The sequence below is a fragment of the Ktedonobacter racemifer DSM 44963 genome (genome assembly GCF_000178855.1).
GTDB lineage: Bacteria > Chloroflexota > Ktedonobacteria > Ktedonobacterales > Ktedonobacteraceae > Ktedonobacter > Ktedonobacter racemifer.
Genome location: NZ_ADVG01000001.1, coordinates 3,692,524 through 3,716,129, shown reverse-complemented (window position 1 = coordinate 3,716,129; position 23,606 = coordinate 3,692,524). Strand labels below are relative to the sequence as shown.

Below are 23,606 nucleotides of genomic sequence, written 5' to 3'. Positions count from 1 at the left end.
GTGTTTGTAGCCGCGCCCAGAGGATGCTCACGCGCATACACTGCCCTTACCCCAGGAGGTAGCATGCTCGAAGTCAACGATTTTAACGCTATCCGTATCAGCCTTGCCAGCCCTGAGCAGATTCGTGGCTGGAGCTATGGTGAGGTCACGAAACCGGAAACCATCAACTATCGTACACTCAAGCCCGAGAAGGATGGCCTTTTCTGCGAACGCATTTTTGGCCCCACCAAGGACTGGGAGTGCTACTGTGGTAAATATAAAAGAGTTCGCTTCAAGGGCATCGTTTGCGATAAGTGTGGCGTAGAAGTCGCGCGCTCAAAGGTTCGCCGCGAGCGCATGGGCCACATCGAACTCGCTTCGCCCGTCAGCCATATCTGGTACTTCAAGGGCACGCCAAGCCGCATTGGCCTGCTGCTTGATTTGTCACCACGTAACCTGGAGCGCATTCTCTACTTTGCTCTGTATGTCGTCACACATATCGACGAAGAGGGGCGTCAGCGCGAGCTGATGCGCATCGACGAAGAGTTGCAGCAGCTCGACCAGGACCTTGATACGAAGGTCGTTGATCGCGTCAATAGCCTCAAGTCGAAGCGCGACACCGCCATTCGCGATAGTGAGCAGCAGTTCTCTACGCTTGACCGTAAGAGCATCGAAGAGAAACGTGAGCAGGACCTGGATAGCGCGCGTCGGGCCGAGAGCGAGACGCTCTCTGAACTACGCGACCTGATGAACCAGGCGACTGACAACGATATCATCTACATGCCCACCGATTCCGTCATCGTCCGCTCGGGTGAGGCCGTTTCGCCCAAGCACCTGGATACGCTGGAGCGGGTTGCCGAGTCATCGCGTAACGCCATCGCCGAGCAGGCGCGTCGCGAGATTGAGGCCGCTCTCTCTGAGAGCAAGCGCGAGGCCGACCGCCTTGGCCTTGAGTATCAGGGCCAGATCGATACCGCACAGTTGACACTGGAGCGCGAGCGTAGCGAGTCCCGCACACGCCTTGACAACATGCGCCGCGATCTGGAAGGTCTCAAAAAGCTTGACCTGTTGCAGGAGAATCGCTATCGCGAACTCAGAGAGTCCTTTGGCAGCGTCTTCCGTGCTGGTATGGGTGCGGAGGCCGTGCGCGAGCTGATCGCAGCCATCAACCTGGAGAAGCTCTCTAAAGACCTGCGTCACGAGATCATTTCGACGGTTGGCCAGCGTCGCAAGAAGGCTACCAAGCGCCTGAAGGTTGTTGAGGCTTTCCGCAAGTCGGGCACCTCGCCTGAATGGATGATCCTGACCGTGTTGCCAGTGCTGCCGCCTGACCTGCGCCCGATGGTGCAGTTGGATGGTGGTCGCTTCGCGACATCCGACTTGAACGACCTCTATCGCCGCGTGATCAACCGCAATAATCGTCTCAAGCGTCTGCTGGAACTGGGCGCGCCTGAGATCATTATTCGCAATGAGAAGCGCATGCTGCAAGAGGCCTGTGACGCCCTGATTGATAATGGACGTCGTGGTCGTGCCGTGGCTGGCTCGGGTAACCACAAACTCAAGAGCCTCTCTGATATGCTCAAGGGTAAGCAGGGTCGCTTCCGCCAGAACCTGCTCGGTAAGCGCGTTGACTACTCTGGTCGCTCGGTTATCGTGGTTGGTCCTGACTTGAAGCTGCACCAGTGTGGCCTGCCCAAGCGTATGGCGCTGGAACTCTTCAAGCCGTTCGTCATGCGTAAGCTTGTGGAGCAGAACTTTGCCCACAACATCAAGAGTGCCAAGCGCTTTGTTGAGCGTGTCAAACCCGAGGTCTGGGACGTCCTGGAAGAGGTGATTAAGAACCACCCCGTCCTGCTCAACCGCGCGCCAACGCTGCACCGCCTGGGTATTCAGGCCTTTGAAGCCGTCCTGGTTGAGGGTAGCGCGATCCAGTTGCACCCGCTCGTCTGTTCAGCCTTTAACGCGGACTTTGACGGTGACCAGATGGCCGTGCACGTGCCCCTGTCCGACAAGGCGCAGGACGAGGCTCGTCGCTTCATGATGTCAACGCGCAACCTGCTCTCACCGGCCCATGGCGAGCCTTCGATTGGTGCCAGCCAGGATATGGTGCTTGGCTGCTTCTACCTGACGCAGGATCGCCCTGACAAGAAGGGTGAGGGACGGCGCTTTACCGATGCCACCGAGGCCTTGCTGGCCTACTCTCAAGGCATTGTAGAGCTACAGGCGCGTGTCAAAGTGCGCATTGGCGATGTCGAGGTCTATGACAATCCTCCGCCCGCCAAGCCATCGATGAATGCGGCTGGTAAGCTTGTTGAGACCACCGTTGGCCGTCTTATCTTCAACGAGGCGTTGCCTGAGCGCTTGCGCTACCGCAACTACGCGATGAAGAAAGAGAATCTGCGCCAGGTGATCGCAGACTGCTTCAAGTACTATGGTCGTGTGAAGACCACCGAGCTGGCCGACGAGGTCAAGCGCCTTGGTTTCTCCTATGCTACCAAAGCCGGTGCAACCGTCGCCATCAGCGACGTCAAAGTGCCGATTGAGAAGCAGGAAGAGATGGCGAAGGCCGATCTCAAAATTGCTGAGCTGGAAGAGCAGTATCGCGACGGTCTGATCACCGAGAACGAGAAGTACCAGCAGACGATTGAGACCTGGAACGAGGTGACCGATAAAGTCACCAAGATGGTTGAAGCGACGCTGGACCCCTACGGCTCCATCTACACCATCGCGAAGTCTGGCGCGACCAAAGCGAAGTTCCAGCAGATCCGTCAGCTCTCCGGTATGCGTGGTCTGATGGCCAGCCCGTCGGGTCGTATTATCCCGGTGCCAATTCGTGGTAACTTCCGCGAAGGCCTGAGCGTGCTGGAGTACTTTATCAGTAGCCACGGCGCGCGTAAGGGTCTGGCGGACACCGCGCTACGTACCGCGGAATCTGGTTACCTCACCCGTCGCCTGATCGACGTCGCGCAGGATGTCATCGTCACCGAGGAAGATTGTGGCTCGACCGAGGGTATTCTCATCACCGATGAGGACTCCAAGGAAATGGGTCTCGACAACCTGGGGACGCGCCTGCTGGGTCGTGTGCTGTCCGAGTCAATTCCTGGCCTGGAGCACATGGAAGCTGGCGATGAGATAACCGAGGAAATGGTCGAAGAGATCGTGACCGCGGGCGTTAAGAAGGTGCGTGTCCGCTCCGTCTTGAACTGCCTGGCACGCCGGGGCATCTGCCGCAAGTGTTATGGTCGCGACCTGGCCGCGAACGCGCTGGCCAACATCGGTGCAGCGGTCGGTATCATCGCCGCTCAATCGATTGGTGAGCCGGGAACGCAGCTCACCATGCGTACCTTCCACACTGGTGGTATCGCAGGTGCGCAGGGTGACATCACGCTGGGTCTGCCACGCGTTGAAGAGCTGTTCGAGGCGCGTGTACCGAAGGACAAGGCCGAGATCAGTGAGATCGACGGCGTTGCCGAGATCATTAAAGACGAGAACACAAACCAGCGTACCGTACGTGTGGTTGCCAGTAACGTCTTCTTTGATGAGTACATCATGCCCGCGAAAACCAAGGTACTGGTCAACGACCAGGACCAGGTCGTCAAGGACCAGGTGATCGCGTTGATGCCTGCGGAAAAGGGCGGTGAGCCGGTTCCGGTCATGGCACGCACGGATGGCACGATCAACATTGGCGCGAATGGGTTGCTCTCGATTCGCTTTGAGGAGCATGACGAGCGCACTTATGCAGTGCCAGCGGCACGTAGCATCGCCGTTGAGCATGGACAGAAGATTCAGGCGGGCACGCCTATCACTTCTGGCCAGCGCGATCCACAGGATGTTCTGCGTATCCAGGGACGTGAGGCGGTGCAGTTGTACCTGGTCAAAGAGGTGCAGCGTGTGTACCGTAACACTGGTGTGTACAATAACGACAAACACATTGAAGTTATCGTCCGCCAGATGCTTCGCCGCATCAAGGTAGAGGATTCTGGCGACACCGACATGTTGCCAAACGACCTGGTTGATCGCTTCCATTATGATGAGACCAACGCGCGTGTCCTGGCCGAGGGTGGAGAACCCGCCACCGCTACGACCGTGCTGTTGGGTGTCACCAAGGCCTCGCTCAATACTGACAGCTTCCTGGCTGCGGCCTCCTTCCAGGAGACCACAAGGGTGCTGACAGAGGCGGCGATTGAGGCACAGACCGATCACCTCGTTGGTTTGAAAGAGAACGTCATCATTGGTAAGCTCATTCCGGCGGGTTCAGGCATTGCCCAGCGCCGTAAGGAGCAGATCGCACGCCAGCAGGCGGCGGCCGCGCGCATCGCGGCGACGCAGACTCCCGTGGTTGCTGGAGTCGTGGCTGGCAGCGCGAGTGAGAGCCTGGGGGATGGTTTTGCCAGTGGTACCCTTGGGCTGACACTTGACAGCGGGAACAATGAGTGATATTATATGCAACCGCGTATATGTGATAAAAAGTCGCGGGTAGCAACTTTGCTATCCGCGCTTGCAGTCATTCTTTTATAGGGACAGGGAGGACCTTTCCTTGCCGACAATCAATCAGTTAATCCGAAAGGGCCGCAAACAAAAGCAGAAAAAAGTGAAGGCCCCAGCGCTGCTGTATTCCTACAACGCGCTAAAGAATAAAACGTCGCGTCTGCGCGGATCTCCACAGAAGCGTGGAGTATGCACCCAGGTGCGTACCATGACCCCGAAGAAGCCGAACTCGGCGATGCGTAAGATTGCTCGTGTTCGTCTCTCGAACCAGATGGAAGTCACCGCATACATTCCTGGTGAAGGTCACAACCTACAGGAGCACTCTGTTGTCCTGATCCGTGGTGGTCGCGTGAAGGACCTGCCGAGTGTGCGTTACCATATCGTTCGTGGTACACTTGACAGTGATGGCGTCTCCAAGCGCCGTCAGGGTCGCTCAAAGTATGGGGCGAAGCGTCCGAAGCCCGGACAGGCAGCAGCACCAGCGAAGGGGAAACGCTAAGCTGGTCTGGCTGCGTCAGTATTGCCCGCAAGCCGCGGCTTGATGGGAAGGCCAGGGTAAACTGGAGTGGCCATCAAGTTTCGCGCCAACTCCCTGCTATAGCGTAAGTAAGCGGGGTGGTTATCACGGTCACCGTGGGGCGACTTACGGTGATAGTCGGGTGTCCTCCTGGTACATAGCCAGTGCGACGCATGAGTTATCTCGTCGTGGCTATGATTCTCAGAACGTCTCCTCTCAAGGACGTGAGGGAAAAGGGAAAGGCGCCCGCGTGTAGGCGTCAGAGAGAGATTAAGGCGAAACGCAAGAAATAGCCTTAATCATTAGGCTCGACGCCTTTTCTGGTGTCTGTAAACTCCTTCTGGCTAATGCGGAGCGGGGAGGAGTTCTTGTGAGACACAAGTATCATCTTATGCGGAAACCAACCCCCCATACGGAGGGGCAAGCGTGACTAGCGCTTCCCCCATTCGGGGACAAGCGCGCTCGGGTTTCCTGATAGGTAGTATATCTTGCGCTAGACGCGCGAGCGTCGGTTCTATGGCTTGACGAGAGGACAACATCGCATTCAGAGCGAAGAGATGCAGCAACAGTAGGGAATTTGGGTTAGTGGGATGTGAAAACTATCCACTGTGGCCGAAGTAATTCTAGAATGTGGTTGCTTCGTATCTGAATGGCTGAAAGGGAGGCAGAAATTGCCAAGACGTAAGAGAGTGGTGCGACGGCCCGATGTGCCGGATGCAAAATACAGAAGCCGTAACGTGGCTCGCTTCATTAACAAAATGATGGTTGATGGAAAGCGCAGCCTGGCTGAGCGTATTCTCTACGATGCGCTGGAAGCCATTGAAATAAAGCAGAAGCGCCCATCTATTGAGGTGTTTGATCAGGCATTGAAGAATGCGACACCCAGTATTGAGGTGAAGCCCCGTCGTGTTGGTGGTTCCACCTACCAGGTCCCTGTGGAAGTCCGCAAGGATCGTGGTAACGCGTTGGCTATGCGCTGGTTGATTCGTGCTGCTCGCACAAGAAACGGCAGGTCGATGTCGGATAAGCTGGCTAGCGAGTTGATGGATGCGGCGGCGGGACAAGGGTCCACTATTAAAAAGCGTGAGGAAACTCACAAGATGGCGGAGTCCAACAAGGCTTTCGCTCATTATCGCTGGTAAAAAGACATCATGGCTAGAGAATTCCCACTCGATAAAATTCGCAATATTGGTATCATCGCTCACATTGACGCGGGTAAGACGACCACCACAGAGCGTATCCTCTACTACACCGGGCGTATCCATCGCATTGGTGAGGTGCACGAGGGCGGCGCGACCATGGACTGGATGCCGCAGGAGCAGGAGCGTGGTATCACTATCACTTCAGCGGCCACTATGTGCTTCTGGAATGATTATCAGTTCAACATCATCGACACCCCTGGACACGTAGACTTCACGGCTGAGGTCGAGCGCAACTTGCGCGTACTCGACGGTGGCGTGGTGGTCTTCGACGCCGTCGCGGGTGTTGAGCCTCAGTCTGAGACCGTGTGGCGCCAGGCGAACAAGTATAACGTGCCTCGTATCTGCTACGTCAACAAGATGGACCGCACGGGTGCCGATTTCTGGCGCACGGTTGATATGATCAGAACGCGTCTGAGTGCCGTTCCTGTGCCCATTCAGGTTCCTCTCGGCAGCGAGAGCAACTTCAAGGGCTTTATCGACCTGATCACGATGAAATCCGTAACCTTCACCGACGAGAAGGGCGCTTCGCCAATGATTAGCGAGATTCCCGAGGCGTTGAGGGATGAGGCGCAGCAGCATCGTGATACCATGGTTGAGCGCGTTGCCGAGACCGACGAGGAGCTGACGCTGAAGTTCCTTGAGGGCGAAGAGATCTCCGAAGAGGAGCTGAATGTCGCGTTGCGTAAGGCGACCATCTCCAACTCCCTGGTGCCTGTTCTCTGTGGTAGCTCCTACAAGAATAAAGGCGTGCAGGCCATGCTCGATGCCGTCGTGCATTATCTGCCATCGCCAATTGATATCGCGCCACCAGTAGGTATCAATCCAGATACCGAGCAGGAAGAGACCCGCGAGGTTGATGACAACGCTCCCCTGAGCGCCCTGGTCTTCAAGATCGTGTCGGACCCCTTTGTTGGTCGCCTCTCCTATATTCGTGTCTACTCTGGTACCTTGAAGAAGGGTGCCTCGGTCGAGAATACGACGAAGGACAAGACCGAGCGTGTTGGCCGCCTGTTGCGTATGCATGCCAACCACCGCGAGGATATCGATGAGATTCGTGCGGGCGACATCTGTGCCGCCGTTGGTCTGCGCAACACCTTCACAGGTGATACGCTCTCCGACTCGTCCAAGCCGATCATCCTGGAGTCGATCTCCTTCCCCACGCCGGTTATCGAGATTGCTATCGAGCCTAAGACGCGTGCCGATCAGGAAAAGATGGGTGTTGCCCTGGGCAAACTGGCTGAAGAGGATCCCACCTTCCGCGTTAATACTGACCAGGAGTCTGGCCAGACCATTATTAAGGGTATGGGTGAGCTGCACCTGGAAATCATTCAGGACCGCCTCTTCCGCGAGTTCAAAGTCGAGGCGAACGTTGGTCGCCCACAGGTTGCCTATCGCGAGACGATTACTCGTACCGCACAGGCCCAGGGGCGCCACGTCCGTCAGACAGGTGGTAGCGGTCAGTACGGTGACGTCTGGCTGCGTGTTGAGCCAAATGAGCGCGGTAAGGGTATAGAGTTCGTCAGCGAGGTCGTTGGCGGTACCGTCCCCAGGGAATACATCAAGCCGACCGAGCAGGGTGTGCGCGAGGCGCTGGAGAACGGTATTATCGCCGGCTTCCCCGTCGTCGACGTCAAAGTTGCTCTGTATGATGGTTCTTACCACGACGTTGACTCTAGTGAGTCGGCCTTTAAAATCGCCGGTTCGCTGGGTGTCAAAGAGGGTGTCCGCAAAGCTGGTCCCGTGCTGTTGGAGCCGATCATGGTTGTAGAGGTCACCACACCTGAGGACTTCTATGGCGATGTCATCGGCGACCTCAACCGCCGCCGTGGCACCATTCTTGGTATGGAGACCCGTGCTGACTCGAACGTCGTCAAAGCTAACGTTCCCCTGTCCGAGATGTTCGGCTACGTGAACGAGCTGCGTTCGATGTCCAGCGGTCGTGCCAGCTACTCGATGGAATTCTCCCACTACGATCCCGTTCCAAAGAACATTGCCGACGAGATTATCGCCAAGTCGAGCCGCTAATCTGAGCAGATCGTAGTCAAATTTGTTTAAGTGCTCGCCGTTTGCGGTGGCAATGCGCCGCAAACGGCGGGTGGCTGAGAAAAAAGGTTTTGGGTGAGGTTGGTAGCTTCGTGGTTATGACCATATAGCTGCCAGCGTATACTGAACATACGCGGCTTATGGTGTATAAGTGGTGGAAAAGTCAGGGATGATCCCCCAAACCTCCCTATCTACTTGTCAGCAAGGACTCGAAAAGAGTACAATCTTCTTTGCGTGTTTTGGCTTACTACCTATCGGAAACCTGAGCGCGCTTGTCCCCGAATGGGGGAAGCGCTAGGCACGGAAGTGACGTTGGTTTCCGCATAAGGAGAGACTACCTGATTGGAAAAGGTAGGATGTAGAAGGACCTGCCCGGTGCCGAACTCAGGGACAGGCCTACCGGGCCAGGGCATGAGTCTGCACTGAGAAGATAAACTCCTACGGTAAAGTAGGGGATGGAAAAAATTAAGAGGATAAAACATGGCAAAACAGAAGTTTGAGCGCACAAAGCCCCACGTTAACGTGGGTACGATTGGTCACATCGACCACGGCAAGACGACCCTGACCGCGGCCATCACCCATACCCTGGCCTCCGCTCAGCTTGCGAAATATACCGCCTTCGACCAGATCGACAAGGCCCCCGAGGAGCGCGAGCGTGGTATCACCATCTCAATCGCGCACCTGGAGTACCAGACCGAGAAGCGCCACTACGCTCACGTGGACTGCCCCGGTCACGCTGACTACATCAAGAACATGATCACCGGTGCCGCGCAGATGGATGGCGCGATCCTGGTCGTGAGTGCTCCTGATGGCCCTATGCCTCAGACGCGCGAGCACGTCCTGCTGGCGCAGCAGGTTGAGGTTCCCGCGATGGTGGTCTTCCTCAACAAAATCGACATGATGGAAGACGAGGAACTGCTTGAGCTGGTCGAGCTGGAAGTTCGGGAGTTGCTCTCGAAGTACCAGTTCCCTGGCGACGATGTTCCTATCATCCGCGGTTCGGCGCTCAAAGCCCTGGAGAGCAAAGGCGACCTCTCGCGCAACGACGAGGCAGCCAAGTGCATCTGGGAGCTGATGGATGCGGTGGACTCCTACATTCCCACGCCTCCTCGCGCGACCGACAAGCCGTTCCTGATGCCAGTGGAAGACGTCTTCGGCATTAAGGGTCGCGGTACCGTGGCTACGGGTCGTATCGAGCGTGGTATCGTCAAGGTAGGCGAGAACATTGAGATCATCGGCATGAAGGAAGAGACCCGCACCGTGGTTGTCACGGGTGTGGAGATGTTCCAGAAGACGCTGGATGAGGGCCAGGCGGGCGACAACGTTGGTTGTCTGCTGCGTGGTATTGAGCGTGCGGACATCGAGCGCGGCCAGGTGCTGGCCAAGCCGGGTTCGATCAAGCCGCATAAGAACTTCCTGGCGCAGGTCTACGTCCTCTCGAAAGAAGAGGGTGGCCGCCATACGCCATTCTTCAACGGCTATCGCCCTCAGTTCTACGTCCGTACCACGGACGTGACGGGATCGATCAAGCTGCCTGAAGGCGTGGAGATGGTGATGCCTGGTGATAACATTGAGATGACGGTCGAGTTGATCCAGCCGGTCGCGATGGAAGAGGGCGTGAAGTTCGCCATTCGCGAAGGCGGTCGTACCGTCGGTGCTGGCATCTGCACCAAGGTTCTTGCATAAGATCAGGGAGAACCCTATAGCAAAAGAGAGGCTGGTAACAGCCTCTCTGGCTGTTGGGAACCTGTCAGGAGAAAAGTATTCATGGCTACGGGATCAAAACAGCGCATCCGCATTCGCCTGAAGGCGTTTGACCACCGCATTCTCGACCAGTCTGCGATGCAGATTGTGGATGCTGCCCAGCGCACTGGCGCACGCGTTTCGGGGCCAGTGCCACTGCCTACGAAAATCGAGAAATACACGGTTATGCGCTCACCCTTCATTGATAAGGATGCACGCGACCAGTTCGAGATTCGCACGCACAAGCGTTTGATTGACATCGTCGATCATACCAACAAGACTGTCGAGGCCCTGACTCATTTGAATCTGCCCGCAGGCGTAGACATTGAGATCAAGCTCTAGCTTATGAGCATCTGGCAAGCGAAGCACTCATCTTAAAGACTTGCCAGAGGCTGTGTGAGCAGCGAGGTCATCTGAAGAAGCGCGAGAAAGCCATCGTTGCAGGGATGGGAACCATTTTGTGTGTCTTTTTGTGAGACATGGAGGGTGGAAAAAGAGCGTTAATGCTCGATCTCTTAACACGAGAGACGCTGGTGGACTGAGTATTCAGATGCCTACAGTATGAAGAGGTAAAAGAATATGCTAGATGCATTGTTGGGCAGGAAGGTCGGCATGACCCAGGTGTTTGGCCAAAACGGCACCGTCATTCCGGTCACTGTAATTGAAGTCGGCCCCTGCATCGTAACACAGGTCAAAACGGTGGCCCGTGATGGGTATGAGGCAGTACAGATTGGTTTTGAAGAGACCACCCTTAAGCACTCAACCCGTCCTGAACTGGGACATCTTGGTCATAGCCTGCCATTGCTGAAGGGACAGCGCAAGGCATTGCAGACGCATGACCAGCAGGCAAAGAGCGAAGAGAACAAAGAAGAAGAGAAGCAGAGCAAGCAAGTACGCAAGTTGCTCAAGATCAGAGAGAACCGCCAGCGCCGCCCAGGACCAGAACTTGGCCCTTTCAAAGTGTTGCGCGAAGTAGGATTGCAGGAAGGTGTGGACCTGGGGAGCGTTGAACTGGGACATAGCTTTAATGCTAGCCTGTTCACCGACGGCGAGATCGTTGACATCGTGGGCATTACCAAAGGTAAGGGCTTCCAGGGTGGTGTCAAGCGTCATGGCTTCCGCGGTGGTCCTCGCACGCATGGTCAGTCAGACCGCTTGAGAGCCCCGGGTTCCATCGGTTCTGGTACGACTCCAGGCCGTGTCTTGAAGGGCACACGCATGGCTGGTCGCATGGGAAATGCGCGCGTAACAGTAAAGAAACTGCAAATAGTTCAATCTGATCCTGAGCGCAATCTGCTGGTGGTAAAGGGTTCGGTACCTGGCGCCAATGGCGGCTTGCTCACGATTAAGAAGCATGTGATGAGGTAACCGAAATGCCCTCGACTACAGTGTATAACATGGCCGGAGAGGCCGTAGAACAGCTCGAGCTGAGCGAGCAGGTGTTCGGGGTCACTCCCAACATGGCGGTTTTGCACCAGGTCGTTACCGCGCAACTGGTCAATCGCCGTCAAGGCAATGCTTCAACCAAGACTCGCAGCGAAGTCTCGGGCGGTAATAAAAAGCCTTACAGACAGAAGGGTACGGGTCGTGCTCGTCAGGGTAGCACCCGCGCACCTCAGTTTCGTGGCGGCGGTACCGTCTTTGGTCCGAAGCCCCATCCATATCACCATGATGTGCCCAAGAAGATGCGCCGCCTGGCAATCCGCTCGGTGCTCTCGGACAAAGTGGCGAATCAGAGCTTGATCATTGTGAACAAGCTTGAAATGGAGACCCCCCGCACAAAGGACATGCTTGAGTTGCTGAAAAAGCTGCCATCAAGCGAGGGGAAAAAGGTCCTAATGATGTTGCCGAAGCGCGATGAGAACGTCGTATTATCTACGCGTAACATTCCTTCGGCGAAAGTCCAACATGTCTCCTCGATCAACGTTGTTGAACTGCTGAAGCATGATTATATCGTCATGACACCCAAGACTGTGCGCTGGATTGAGCTGGTCTTTGGTGAGGGGTTGAGCGCTGAAGAAGCCACCCTTAAGATTGGCGATGAAGCTACAGCAGCGGAGACCAGTAGCGAAGCGTAGGCGAGGAGGAACACACTGTGGAAATCACAGAGATACTACGCCGAGGTATCATTACCGAGAAAACGGTGAAGCTGCAAGAGCAGAACCAGTATACCTTTGAAGTGGCGAAAACTGCAACCAAAGTTGACATACGCCGCGCGGTCGAGACGCTTTTCAAAGTCAACGTGACGCATGTCAACACGATGCGTATGCCTGGTAAGCCGCGCTCGATCCGACGGCGTGGAGCGGCCCCGCGTCCAGTCGAGGCTCGCGAATGGAAAAAGGCGATTGTCACCCTCAAAGAAGGACAGACAATCGACGCAATGAAGGCGTAAGGGATATAAGAGATGCCAATCAGACAGTATCGACCAACGTCTCCTGGGCGTCGTGGCATGTCCGTCTCGACATTCGAGGAGATTACAAAGACAAAGCCTGAGAAGTCGCTGACTGTTTCGCTGAAGAAGCATTCTGGTCGCAACAATCAGGGTAAAATTACGACCCGCCATCGTGGCGGTGGTGCAAAGCGTGCGTATCGTATCATCGATTTTAAGCGCAACAAGTTTGGTGTCCCGGCTCGGGTCGCGGCGATCGAATATGATCCAAACCGCTCTGCCAATATTGCTCTGTTGCATTATCTAGATGGCGAGAAGCGCTACATCATTGCTCCTCTGGGCCTTAAGGTTGGGGATCGTGTAGAGGCTGGCCCTGAAGCGGATATCCGCGTTGGTAACGCCCTGCCCCTCAAGAACATCCCGACCGGTACCACGGTTCATAACGTGGAGATGGAGCGTGGCCGCGGTGGTCAGCTGGCACGTGGCGCTGGTGTCGGCATCCAGTTGATGGCGAAAGAGGGCGATTACGCCTTGTTGCGCCTCCCCTCTGGAGAGCTGCGCAATGTGCATATTCTGTGCATGGCGACCATTGGCCAGGTTGGTAACCTTGATCACGAGAATGTAAGCATCGGTAAGGCCGGTCGTTCGCGCCATATGGGGCGCCGTCCGACCGTTCGCGGTTCGGTAATGAACCCACGAGACCATCCTCATGGTGGTGGTGAAGGCCGTGCCCCCATTGGTGGTAAGCCACAGACTCCCTGGGGCAAGCCTGCAATGGGCTTCAAGACTCGTCGGAACAAGAGAACCAATCGCTTCATTGTTCGCCGTCGCAATGCGGGCAGGAGGAAGTAAGAAATGTCGCGCTCAAGAAAAAAGGGACCATATATACACGAGTCTCTCAGGAAAAAGGTGCTTGTCATGCGCAAAAGCGGCGACCGCCGCTTGATCAAGACCTGGTCACGCGCTTCGATGATCTTCCCCGAGATGGTTGGTATGACCATCGGTGTGCATAACGGGAAGACCCATGTGCCGATTTATATTACTGAGAACATGGTTGGTCATAAACTTGGTGAATTCGCCCCGACAAGGCATTATCGTGGTCATGCGGGCGGAAAAAATGAGAAGACCACTTCGGTGAGGTAGAGATGCAAGTCAGAGCTATTGCAAAAGACATCGGAATTTCGCCGCGCAAAATGCGTCTGGTGACGAATGCGGTGAAGGGGCTTCGCGTAAATGAGGCTCTGGCTATTCTCCAGTATTTGCCCAATGCTGGTGCGACACCTGTACGCAAGGTTGTCGCCTCGGCTGCGGCGAACGCGGAGAATAACTACAGTCTCAATCCCGATGATCTATACATTTTGAACATTGTCGCGGACGATTCATTCCGCATTAAGCGTGTAAAGCCACGCTCACATGGCCGCGCGGCTCGTATTTTGCGCCGCTTCTGCCATGTGACAGTGATTGTTTCTGACGATCCTGCTGACGCGGGCCGTTAATTAAGGAGGACACAGTTGGGACACAAGGTACACCCAATAGGGTTCCGGCTTGGCGTCATCAAAGGCTGGGAATCATGGCAGTCACGCTGGTACGCTGAGAACAACTACAAAGATGTCCTGGCGGAGGATATCCAGATCCGCCGTATGATCAACAAAGAGCTTTCCAGCGCCCATGGGGCCAAGGTTGACGCGGGCGTCTCAAAAATTGAGATCGAGCGCGCAGCCCCCAAACAGGTGCTGGTAAAGATCAACACCGCCAAACCTGGTATTGTTATCGGTAAGAGTGGTGAAAAGGTAGAGAGACTGAAGGCTCACCTTGAGTCCAAAACGCAGAAGCGTGTGCGCGTTGAGATCGTCGAGATCCGCCAGCCTGAGCTGGACGCGTACCTGGTTGGCCGCAGTATCTGCGATCAGCTTGAGAAGCGCGTCTCTTTCCGTCGTGCGATGAAGCAGGCGGTTCAGAAGTCGATGCGTGCTGGCGCGAAGGGCATCAAGGTAATCGCTGGTGGTCGCCTGGGTGGCGCGGAAATTGCTCGCACCGAGAAAGAGGTTGAGGGCAAGGTTCCTCTGCATACCCTGCGTGCCGACATCGATTATGGCCTGGCCGAGGCACACACCACCTTTGGTGTGATTGGCGTAAAAGTGTGGATCTATCGCGGGGACATTCTGCCAAGCCGCCGTCGCGAAAGCGCGGAGGCCGTGGATCTGTTCGCACCTACCGCCCCGCGTGAGTCTGGCGAACGCCGTCCTGATCGCCGCAGAGGCGAGGGCGGCCCACGCGGTCAGCGTCCTCAGGGAGACCGACCACGTGGTGGTGAGCGCCCCCAGCGCGGACCCCGTCCGCAGGGTGAGCGTGGGCCACGTCCGCAGGGAGATCGACCGCCACGCGGGCCACGTCCGCAGGGCGAGCGCGCCCCACGCCCACAGGGCGAGCGCGCCCCACGTCCACAGAGCGAGCGTCAGCAGCCAGCGGCCGAGCAGCAACCGCCGCAGCAGCCACCGGCTGGGCCTACCGAGTCCACTCAGGGCGAATAAGAGGAGAGCGAAGCCATGTTATTGGCACCATCAAGAACAAAGTACCGTCGCCAACATCGTGGGCGTATGAGGGGCGAAGCCACTCGCGGCGCAACGCTTGCCTTCGGCGATTTTGGCCTCCAGGCTCTGGAGCCATGTTGGATGGAGGCGCGTCAGATCGAGTCCGCTCGTATCGCGATGACGCGTTATATGAAGCGTGGTGGTAAAGTCTGGATCCGCGTCTTCCCCGACAAACCTATTACCGCCAAGCCTGCCGAAACCCGTATGGGTAGCGGTAAAGGTGCGGTCGATCACTGGGTTGCCGTGGTGAAGCCTGGACGCATCATCTTCGAGATCGGTGGCGTCAGCGAAGAGATCGCGAAGGAAGCCATCCGCCTTGCTATCCACAAGCTGCCTGTCAAGTGCCGCTTTATTACCAAAGGGGAGGCGGAGAGTGTCGAAGCTTAACGAACGTCGCAAGCAAATTAGCGAGATGGGCGAGGGCGAGGCGCGCAAAGAGATTCAGGAACTTCGTATGAAGCTCTTTAACCTCCGCTTGCAGCAGCAGCGCGGTGAAGTCAAAGACAACCGCGTCTTCTCGAACACTAAGAAAGATATTGCACGCTTGTTGCATCGCCTGACGATGTTGGAGAGTGAATAATCATGACAGAGCGAGTAGCCACTACTAGCTCGACCGCGGCGCCTTCAGTGCGCCGCGTCCAGAAGGTCGGGCGAGTAATTAGTAATAAAATGGACAAGACCATTGTTGTATCGGTCGAGTCATTGAAGAAGCATCGTATCTACAAGCGAACATACAAGCAGACGAAACACTTCCATGTTCATGATGAGAACAACCAGTGTCAGATTGACGACGTTGTGCGCATCGAGGAGACTCGCCCCATGAGCAAGCTTAAGCGCTGGCGCCTGGTCGAGATCGTAAAGAGCGGAAGTGGTATCGTCCCGGTTGCAGAAGTTCTGGCTGAGGTTGATCCCAACCTGACGCAGAGCGAATCATCCGCGGAAGCTGAAAAGTCTGCCGAATAGAGTTAAGAGAGGGACGAACAGATGATTCAGCCGCAGACACGCTTGAAAGTCGCCGATAACACCGGCGCTAAAGAGATCATGTGTATCCGCGTGATGAGCGGTTCGGCCAAGCGCTACGCTGAGGTTGGCGATATTATCAAAGCCTCAGTGAAGGTAGCGACTCCGAACGGACAGGTAAAAAAGGGCGAAGTAGTGAATGCTGTGGTCGTGCGTGTAACGAAGGAATATGTCCGCCGTGATGGCTCGCATATCCGTTTCGATGAGAACGCCGCAGTTATCCTGGCTCCCGGTAACAATCCCAGGGGCACCCGCATCTTTGGCCCTGTAGCTCGCGAACTGCGTGAGAAGAACTTTATGAGACTAGTCTCACTCGCGCCAGAAGTGCTATAACGAGGGGAAAGATGTCAGTAAAAAAGAAAGAGAAGAAACCCCTTCACCTTGCGAAGATGAACATCAAAAAGGGTGACACCGTTTTGATCATCACGGGCAAGGATAAGAGTAAAGAAGGAACGGTTTCGCGAGCGTTGCCCCAGGACCGCAAGGTAATTGTTGAGGGCCTGAACGTCGTGAAGAAGCACGTTAAACCGCAGGGACAGACCCGCCAGGGTGGCATCATCGAGAAGGCGATGCCGCTGCATGTCTCGAACGTTATGTTGAAGTGCACAGAGTGCAACGAGCCTACACGCGTCGGCCATGAGCGCCGCGTGATGGGTGACAAAGAGCGCTCGGTTCGCATCTGCAAACATTGTGGCAAAGTCATTCAGGACCGGACGAGGAGTAGTTAAGCATCATGTTGGCATCACGCTTGAAAGAAAAATATCGTCAAGAGGTTGTGCCGGCCCTGCATAAGGAGTTTAACTACGCTAATCCGATGCAGGTTCCTGGCATTCACAAGGTTGTTGTTAATATTGGCATGGGCGAAGTCATCCAGAATGCCAAGGCTATGGATGCCGCCGTTGCCGACCTGGCGACCATTACTGGTCAGCGCCCGGTCGTGACACGTGCCAAGCGCTCGGTGGCCGCGTTTAAACTACGCGAAGGGATGCCGATTGGCTGTATGGTGACACTGCGCGGTACGCGCATGTTCCACTTCCTCGATAAGCTGATCAACGTCGCGCTGCCACGTATCCGTGACTTCCAGGGCATCTCGGCTGATGCCTTCGATGGCCGCGGCAACTATACTCTGGGACTGCGCGAACAGCTGGTCTTCCCAGAGATCGACTACGATAAAGTAGACAAGCTGCGCGGCATGGAAGTGAGTATCGTCACTACGGCTCGCACAGATGAAGAGGGGCGCAGATTGCTCGCACTAATGGGCATGCCCTTTAAGAAGTAACGCTGGAGGGCGCGATGGCAAAAATATCAATGATCATTAAGTCGCAGCGCAAGCCCAAGTTTGAGGTGCGGCATCACAATCGCTGTCAGGTTTGCGGGCGACCCCGTGCGTATATGAGAAAGTTTGGCCTGTGCCGCATTTGCTTCCGCGAACGGGCGTTGCGCGGTGAGCTACCCGGCGTCACAAAATCGAGCTGGTAGATTGTAGTCGCGAATTGTTCCAGTTGGCTTTGATGACTACAGAGCAGCGTCGCTGTATCTGAGCGTCGAGCTGCCTGGGAAACTTAGTGGAGGATGTTCCATGAACATGACTGATCCCATTGCGGATATGCTGACGCGCATCCGTAATGCGGCTACAGCACGACATACTCGCGTACTCATTCCAGCGTCGAAAATGAAGCTGGCGATTGCGCGCGTGCTGAAAGAAGAAGGTTACATTAAAGATATCGAGATCCTGAAGGATAATCCACAGGGAACGCTGCGCCTGACGCTGCGCTATGTGGAGAAGAAGCCTGTCCTGACGCAGCTCAAACGCGTGAGCAAGCCTGGTCTGCGCGTCTATAGCAAACAGACCGACATTCCCCGCGTGCGTGGTGGCCTCGGTATCTCGATTGTATCGACATCTAGGGGCCTGATGACTGGCGCTAGCGCCTACAAACAGGGCGTGGGTGGCGAAGTCATCTGCTACGTTTGGTAAAGGGAGGTTAGAATGTCGCGTATTGGACGTGCTCCTATCACTGTCCCGCAAGCGGTGCAGGTGAACTGGACCGAAGACAATCTCGTGACGGTTAAAGGCCCCAAGGGCACGCTGTCTGAGCAGGTCGATCCTCAGCTTCAACTGAAGCTGGAGGACGGCACGCTGACGGTGACTCGCCCTTCGGATAGTAGAGAGCATCGCTCAAAGCATGGCCTGTATCGCACGTTGATCAACAACATGGTTGTGGGTGTGACCACTGGTTATACCAAGATGCTTGAGATCCATGGTGTGGGTTATCGCGCCGTCCAGCAGGGGAAGAACCTGATCATCCTGGTCGGTTACTCGCACCCGGTGGAGGTTCAGGCCCCTCAGGGTATCGAGTTGAAGCTTGAAGCGCCTGATCCCGCCAGCAAGGCGGCCCGCATCAGCGTTACTGGCATCGACAAGCACGCGGTTGGTCAGTTGGCGGCCAACATTCGCCAAATCCGCAAGCCCGAGCCTTATAAAGGCAAAGGCATCCGCTATGCTGGCGAGGCCGTTCGCCGCAAGGCTGGTAAGGCCGGTAAAGTCGGCGGAAAGAAGAAGTAAATAACGGCAAACACATTCTGCTGTAGGCATCCGGGAGGAGTCTTCGAGAGTCCTCCTGGTACTTGTTGCATACGGCCCGTTACGGCAGGACCAGCACACCTGGTCCGGGTGACTGGCATAGTGTTTACGACTGCTTTATACTATCTTTCGACGGTCTCTTATCAAGTCATGAAAAAGCAATCGTGAATGCCGCTTCGCAGCGGCTAGCTTTCACTCACACGATTGTATGGCAAGACATAAAGACGCGACGCGAGGGCTGAACCCGGGAGACGTAGTGCCGACCACGTATTCCAAGTCCCTCAATCGCGCATTTTGCAGAAAGGGGATGAGCAGAGGACGTTTTCCTGTGTCCTCCCGGTAATGGGAGAGCAGAGAATATGGATCTTCTGTTCACGGACAATGATTAAACAATTTCATGCAAATCAAGCAAGGCTGCGGCGGCACCAGCGAATTCGACGCCACCTTGAAGGCTCAGAACTGCGCCCACGTTTGAACGTATTCCGCAGTGGGCGGCATATCTACGCGCAGATTATTGACGATACCACGGGCAAGACCCTGGTCTCGGCTTCTACTCTGGACGAGAGCCTGCGGGACTTTAAGCCGGTCACTACTGAGCAGCACAAACAGGCTGTCCAGACCGAGAGCGCGCCCGTCGCAGTAGAAGAGGTTGTGGAAGAAGCTGCTCCCGCCAAAGGGAAGAAAGCCGCTAAAGGTGGCCGTGCCGCCGCTGTGGCCGAAGCTCCGAAAAAAGAGAAGAAGAGCCAGACCGAGAAGCTGGCGAGCATCTTGAGCAATCGGAGGGTCTCCCTGGCGCACGAGGTTGGGAAGCTGGTGGCCCAGCGAGCGCAGGAAAAAGGTGTTAAGCAGGTTGTCTTCGATCGCGGTGGCTATGCCTATCACGGCAGAGTCGCGGCGCTTGCTGAAGGCGCTCGTGAAGCGGGACTGGATTTCTAGGGCCACGAGAGAGCCAATAAGCCTTTCAAAGAGGCATGAGGAGTATTATGGCAAGAATTGATGCTTCAAAACTGAACCTTGAAGAGACCGTGGTTGAGGTCAGCCGCGTCTCCAAGGTGGTGAAGGGTGGCCGACGCTTCAGCATTCGTGCCCTGGTGGTTGTCGGTGATCGCAATGGTTTTGTTGGGTATGGTTTCGGTAAGGCAGCTGAGTACACTGAGGCGATTCGCAAGGCAGTGGAAGACGCGAAGAAGCACCTGATTGAGGTGCCTCTCTCTGGCACAACCATTCCTTACCTGGTGAAGACGAACTTTGGCGCGTCTGAGGTGCTGCTCAAACCGGCAGCCCCTGGTACGGGCGTTATCGCCGGTGGTGCGGTCCGCGCTGTCATGGAGGCCGCGGGCGTCCGCGATATCCTGACCAAGACGCTGGGAAGCACTAACAAGGCAAACACCGTTCAGGCATGCGTCAAGGCGTTACGCGAACTGCGCTCCCCCGATGCCGAGGCGGCACGTCGTGGGAAGACCGTAGTTGAGCTGCTTGGCAAGAAGCGCGCCGAGCAGATGGCAGCCGCGACGGCAGCCGCGGCTGAGCAGGCTGCGGCCGCTCGTGCGGCACGTGAGGAAGAGGCGCGTGAGAGTCGCGCAGCAGCAGCAGGTCGTCGTGGCGGCGGTGATCGTCGTGGCGGCGGTGATCGTCGTGGCGGTGGCGGTGAGCGCCGCGGTGGCGGCGGTGAGCGCCGTCGATAGGAGTAAGCAATGGCTAAATTACGCGTAAAATGGGTAAAGAGTTCAATCGGTTACGCGCAGGATCAGAAAGATACCGTCCGCGCTCTGGGGCTGCGCAAGCTGCACCAGATCGTTGAGCATAACGACCAGCCTGCGGTGCGTGGCATGATTCGCAAAGTCAATCATCTAGTGCAGGTTGAGGAGATTGCAGAGTGAGTCAAATTAACCTTTCCAATTTGCAGCCTGCTCCAGGTTCGCATAAGACTGAGAAGCGCCTCGGTCGCGGGCACGGCTCCGGTCGTGGTAAGACCGCTGGTCGTGGTACTAAGGGTCAGAAAGCTCGCACTGGCGGGCGCGTCCATCGCGCATTTAACGGCGGTCAGACTCGCCTTTCAAAGCGCTTACCCTTCCTTCGTGGTCTGGGGAATCAGAATCCCCTTTTCCGTGATGACTATACTATAATTAATGTTATTGATCTCGCTCACTTCAAAGCCGACACTCAGGTTACTCCTGAGGCCATGGTTGAGAAGGGGCTGCTCATCCCTGCGCAGGCTCGCGGCCTGATCAAGGTGCTGGGCGATGGCGAGATCGACCGCGCGCTGACTGTCCGCGCGCACAAATTCTCGGCGAGCGCGAAAGAGAAGATCGAGGCGGCCGGTGGTCGTATTGAAATTATCGAGCGCAAAGTGTACGAGAAGACGAAGCGTCGTAAAGATGAGAAGTCTGCAACAGAGCAGGGCGCGGGGGAGTAATCCCCCACGACCCCTGCCCCGTGGCAGCGGTTACTTGAGAGTCTGTCCTTCATTCCTCTCCATCTATGCAAGACTCCCGATATATTGAGGCTTTAGAGCCGATATATTGAGGCTTTAGAGATAGAGTCGAGATAGAGTCTTGGAGCCTTGTATAGCAATGCGGGAGGATTGAAAGCCGGAAGGAGGCTCCCATGTGGGAAAAGCTGCGTAGTATCTGGACTGTTCCCGATTTGCGCAATAAAATACTCTTTACGTTGGCAATGCTGATCGTGGTCCGTATTTTGGCCCACATCACCATTCCTCTTACAGGCACCGAGCATCAAGCCCTGGTTAGTCTCTTCAACAGCGGCAAAAACGTCGGCCAGCTCTTGGGTCTACTCGATGTGTTCTCTGGTGGTTCGTTGCAGACGTTCTCCATTGTGGCTCTGAGCGTCTACCCGTATATCACCGCTACCATCGTCATGCAGTTGCTGCAACCCATCATTCCGGCCTTGCAGAACCTGGCCATGCAGGGTGAGGCGGGTCGCCTGCGCACCAGCCAGATTACTCGCATGATCGCTGTTCCTCTTGCCTTTTTGCAGGCATTCGGCCAGTGCGCGCTGTACCAGAATCAGCACGTATTGACAAACTTCAGCCTGGTCGATCCAAAATACGCCCTCGAATCGTTCGCAATCCTCATCACCCTGACCGCCGGTGTTATGATCCTGGTCTGGATTGGTGAGTTGATCACAGAGAACGGTATCGGTAATGGTATTTCGCTGGTCATCTTTGGTAATATTGTGAGCCGCCTGGGTCAGACAGTCCAGCAGGGCTATGTCTCCGCGACCTCTGGTGGTGGTAATGGTAGCGGTATCGTCAGCATCGGCGTGTTCCTGCTGATCGGCCTGATTACCATTGTCGGCATTGTCTACATTTATCTGGGACAGCGTCGCGTACCCGTGCAGTATCCAACCAAGCGTATGGTCGGGCGTAATATGCTGGTTGGTTCCGCGCAGACAACCTACATTCCGATGCAGGTCAATAGCGCGGGTATGATCCCGCTGATCTTCGCGCAGTCAATGATGCTCTTCCCGTCGGTTATCTCGCAGTACCTGACCTCGAGCACCACACCCTGGTTGCGCGATAGTGCTGTGTGGGTTTCGACCTACCTGGTCAACCCGAAGCTATGGTGGTACTGGGCGATCTACTTTGTGCTGGTCGTCGCGTTCACCTACTTCTATGCCTACGTTATGTGGCAGCAGCAAAATATACCGGAGAACCTGCAAAAGCAGGGCGCATTCATCCCGGGCTACCGGCCCGGTCAGCCTACGAGCGACTACCTGTTCGCGATTCTCAATCGCATTACATTGGCAGGTGCGTTGTTCCTGGGCATTATAGCTGTTCTACCCTTTTTCGCAAGCGTTGGTGGCAACCAGTTGCTTGGAAGTGCTTCGCTACTGATTGTAGTCGGTGTCGTTCTGGATACCGTGAGACAGCTTGAGGCCCAGATGGTAATGCGTAACTATTCGGGTTTCCTGTCTTAAATTCTTATTCCGAAATCAGCGTCCTATCGCTTGTTCCCGAATGGGGGTGACTAGCGCTTCGCCTCCATTCGGGGACCACCTGACCCCCATCTGGGGCAAGCGGTGGCACGGCAAGCGCGCAGGGTTTCGGATAGGAAGTAACAGGGGAATTGTGCCGCCCCGCAGTGGCTGTTTTCACTGCGCTTCCATAGGGGTACTGAGGGACATGGCAGCGGTAGAGCGGTCTGTGCTGGAGAATGTCTATCATGTGTGTATGGGAGTGCAGCGGCGCACTCCCTGCCATTTTTCCGCTGGAGGAAAAACGTGAACATTATCCTGATCGGTGCTCAAGGGTCTGGCAAAGGAACACAGGCCGAGAAGCTATCGCAGTCGCTCGATATTCGTCACGTGGCTAGTGGCGATTTGTTTCGCAGCGCCATAAGCCAGCAGACGGAGTTGGGGCTGAAGGCGAAAAAGTACATGGATGATGGTCACCTGGTCCCCGATGACCTGACCATCGCCATGGTGCTGGATCGCCTGCAAGCCCCGGACTGTGCGAATGGCGTGATTCTGGATGGCTTCCCCCGTACTATTGCCCAGTCCCAGGCATTAGATAAAGGATTGGCAAATGTAGGCAAGCGGGTTGACTACGCGCTCTACCTGGAGGTGCCGCGAGCCGAGTTGCTCAAGCGCCTCTCGGGCAGATATATCTGCAAAGCTCACCAGCATGTCTATAACATTGAAACCAACCCCCCGCAGATTGCGGGGATCTGTGATATCGATGGTAGCGAGCTGTATCAGCGCTCCGACGACCGTGGAGAGGCGATACAGAAGCGCCTGGATATCTTCTTTAATGATACGATTCACCTGATCGATTACTACGATGGCCAGCAGAAGTTGATTCGGGTGAATGGGAACCAGAGCATTGATCGTGTACAGCAGGAGCTGGTCAACGTGATTAGCGAACGTGCTGGTCAGTGCTAAACTGGGTACTCCCTTTCGAAAACCTGAGCGCGCTTGTCCCCGAATGGGGAAGCGCTAGCCACGAGAGTGGCGTTGGTTTTCGTATACTGGGTACTACCTGGTGAAAAACTGAGCGTGAAGCACTAGCCACGGTAGTGGGGCTGCTTTTCGC

25 protein-coding genes and 3 pseudogenes are annotated in these 23,606 nt (G+C 55.8%); all 28 read left to right on the top strand.

The features are described from left to right. Positions 1-63 precede the first annotated feature (63 nt). The gene (gene rpoC / locus KRAC_RS15875) at positions 64-4,416 is read left to right on the top strand and encodes a DNA-directed RNA polymerase subunit beta' (protein ID WP_007908614.1); all 4,353 of its coding nucleotides are present in this window, start codon (positions 64-66) and stop codon (positions 4,414-4,416) included. 100 nt (positions 4,417-4,516) lie between these two features. Further along, complete coding sequence (gene rpsL, locus KRAC_RS15870) at positions 4,517-4,966, top strand: 30S ribosomal protein S12 (RefSeq protein WP_007908613.1); 450 nt, start codon at positions 4,517-4,519, stop codon at positions 4,964-4,966. 689 nt (positions 4,967-5,655) lie between these two features. Beyond that, positions 5,656-6,126 (top strand): 30S ribosomal protein S7, encoded by a 471-nt coding sequence (gene rpsG, locus KRAC_RS15865; protein WP_007908611.1) that lies wholly within the window; start codon positions 5,656-5,658, stop codon positions 6,124-6,126. Positions 6,127-6,135: 9 nt separating this feature from the next. Further along, positions 6,136-8,211: an elongation factor G gene (gene fusA / locus KRAC_RS15860; RefSeq protein WP_007908604.1), complete on the top strand. Its 2,076-nt coding sequence runs from the start codon at positions 6,136-6,138 to the stop codon at positions 8,209-8,211. A 498-nt stretch (positions 8,212-8,709) separates the two neighbouring features. Continuing rightward, positions 8,710-9,915: an elongation factor Tu gene (gene tuf / locus KRAC_RS15855; protein WP_007908602.1), complete on the top strand. Its 1,206-nt coding sequence runs from the start codon at positions 8,710-8,712 to the stop codon at positions 9,913-9,915. A gap of 81 nt (positions 9,916-9,996) precedes the next feature. Continuing rightward, a complete protein-coding gene (rpsJ, locus tag KRAC_RS15850; RefSeq protein ID WP_007908597.1) occupies positions 9,997-10,314 on the top strand; it encodes a 30S ribosomal protein S10 in 318 nt (105 codons plus the stop codon). A gap of 237 nt (positions 10,315-10,551) precedes the next feature. Then, the gene (gene rplC, locus KRAC_RS15845) at positions 10,552-11,340 is read left to right on the top strand and encodes a 50S ribosomal protein L3 (RefSeq protein WP_007908596.1); all 789 of its coding nucleotides are present in this window, start codon (positions 10,552-10,554) and stop codon (positions 11,338-11,340) included. 5 nt (positions 11,341-11,345) lie between these two features. Beyond that, positions 11,346-12,050 (top strand): 50S ribosomal protein L4, encoded by a 705-nt coding sequence (gene rplD / locus KRAC_RS15840; protein ID WP_007908594.1) that lies wholly within the window; start codon positions 11,346-11,348, stop codon positions 12,048-12,050. 17 nt (positions 12,051-12,067) lie between these two features. Continuing rightward, positions 12,068-12,364: a 50S ribosomal protein L23 gene (gene rplW / locus KRAC_RS15835; protein ID WP_007908592.1), complete on the top strand. Its 297-nt coding sequence runs from the start codon at positions 12,068-12,070 to the stop codon at positions 12,362-12,364. A gap of 12 nt (positions 12,365-12,376) precedes the next feature. Next, positions 12,377-13,213 (top strand): 50S ribosomal protein L2, encoded by an 837-nt coding sequence (gene rplB, locus KRAC_RS15830; protein WP_007908590.1) that lies wholly within the window; start codon positions 12,377-12,379, stop codon positions 13,211-13,213. Between the two features lie 3 nt (positions 13,214-13,216). Continuing rightward, positions 13,217-13,504: a 30S ribosomal protein S19 gene (rpsS, locus tag KRAC_RS15825; RefSeq protein WP_007908588.1), complete on the top strand. Its 288-nt coding sequence runs from the start codon at positions 13,217-13,219 to the stop codon at positions 13,502-13,504. Between the two features lie 2 nt (positions 13,505-13,506). Next, positions 13,507-13,857 (top strand): 50S ribosomal protein L22, encoded by a 351-nt coding sequence (gene rplV, locus KRAC_RS15820; protein WP_007908582.1) that lies wholly within the window; start codon positions 13,507-13,509, stop codon positions 13,855-13,857. Positions 13,858-13,872: 15 nt separating this feature from the next. Continuing rightward, positions 13,873-14,613, top strand: a pseudogene (gene rpsC, locus KRAC_RS75965) (30S ribosomal protein S3); the annotation flags it as partial. A 294-nt stretch (positions 14,614-14,907) separates the two neighbouring features. Continuing rightward, positions 14,908-15,339, top strand: coding sequence for a 50S ribosomal protein L16 (rplP, locus tag KRAC_RS15810; RefSeq protein ID WP_007908579.1), 432 nt, complete (start codon positions 14,908-14,910; stop codon positions 15,337-15,339). After that, a complete protein-coding gene (rpmC, locus tag KRAC_RS15805) occupies positions 15,326-15,532 on the top strand; it encodes a 50S ribosomal protein L29 (protein ID WP_007908578.1) in 207 nt (68 codons plus the stop codon). Before rplP ends, rpmC begins: the two co-directional genes overlap by 14 nt. Before the next feature lie 2 nt (positions 15,533-15,534). Next, complete coding sequence (gene rpsQ / locus KRAC_RS15800; RefSeq protein ID WP_007908576.1) at positions 15,535-15,915, top strand: 30S ribosomal protein S17; 381 nt, start codon at positions 15,535-15,537, stop codon at positions 15,913-15,915. 21 nt (positions 15,916-15,936) lie between these two features. After that, positions 15,937-16,305 carry a 50S ribosomal protein L14 gene (gene rplN, locus KRAC_RS15795; RefSeq protein WP_007908574.1) on the top strand — a complete coding sequence of 123 codons (369 nt, stop codon included), beginning with the start codon at positions 15,937-15,939 and terminating at the stop codon, positions 16,303-16,305. An 11-nt stretch (positions 16,306-16,316) separates the two neighbouring features. Continuing rightward, on the top strand, positions 16,317-16,700 hold the full coding sequence (gene rplX / locus KRAC_RS15790; protein ID WP_420795786.1) for a 50S ribosomal protein L24: 384 nt from the start codon (positions 16,317-16,319) through the stop codon (positions 16,698-16,700). Between the two features lie 5 nt (positions 16,701-16,705). Further along, positions 16,706-17,251: a 50S ribosomal protein L5 gene (gene rplE, locus KRAC_RS15785; RefSeq protein WP_007908565.1), complete on the top strand. Its 546-nt coding sequence runs from the start codon at positions 16,706-16,708 to the stop codon at positions 17,249-17,251. Positions 17,252-17,265: 14 nt separating this feature from the next. Then, positions 17,266-17,451, top strand: a complete 186-nt coding sequence (locus KRAC_RS65965; protein ID WP_007908564.1) for a type Z 30S ribosomal protein S14 — start codon at positions 17,266-17,268, stop codon at positions 17,449-17,451. A 100-nt stretch (positions 17,452-17,551) separates the two neighbouring features. Beyond that, a complete protein-coding gene (gene rpsH / locus KRAC_RS15780; RefSeq protein WP_007908563.1) occupies positions 17,552-17,947 on the top strand; it encodes a 30S ribosomal protein S8 in 396 nt (131 codons plus the stop codon). A gap of 12 nt (positions 17,948-17,959) precedes the next feature. After that, a complete protein-coding gene (gene rplF / locus KRAC_RS15775) occupies positions 17,960-18,535 on the top strand; it encodes a 50S ribosomal protein L6 (protein ID WP_007908562.1) in 576 nt (191 codons plus the stop codon). Between the two features lie 360 nt (positions 18,536-18,895). Beyond that, the gene (locus KRAC_RS78250) at positions 18,896-19,489 is read left to right on the top strand and encodes a 50S ribosomal protein L18 (protein ID WP_338010118.1); all 594 of its coding nucleotides are present in this window, start codon (positions 18,896-18,898) and stop codon (positions 19,487-19,489) included. A 47-nt stretch (positions 19,490-19,536) separates the two neighbouring features. Further along, positions 19,537-20,034, top strand: a pseudogene (gene rpsE / locus KRAC_RS15760) (30S ribosomal protein S5); the annotation flags it as partial. A 213-nt stretch (positions 20,035-20,247) separates the two neighbouring features. Next, positions 20,248-20,433, top strand: coding sequence for a 50S ribosomal protein L30 (gene rpmD, locus KRAC_RS15755; protein WP_007908559.1), 186 nt, complete (start codon positions 20,248-20,250; stop codon positions 20,431-20,433). A gap of 5 nt (positions 20,434-20,438) precedes the next feature. Beyond that, positions 20,439-20,894 (top strand): annotated as a pseudogene (gene rplO, locus KRAC_RS15750) (50S ribosomal protein L15); the annotation flags it as partial. Between the two features lie 266 nt (positions 20,895-21,160). Next, positions 21,161-22,492 (top strand): preprotein translocase subunit SecY, encoded by a 1,332-nt coding sequence (secY, locus tag KRAC_RS15745; protein ID WP_007908556.1) that lies wholly within the window; start codon positions 21,161-21,163, stop codon positions 22,490-22,492. Between the two features lie 303 nt (positions 22,493-22,795). Then, the gene (locus KRAC_RS15740) at positions 22,796-23,455 is read left to right on the top strand and encodes an adenylate kinase (RefSeq protein WP_007908554.1); all 660 of its coding nucleotides are present in this window, start codon (positions 22,796-22,798) and stop codon (positions 23,453-23,455) included. The last annotated feature ends 151 nt before the right edge of the window (positions 23,456-23,606 follow it).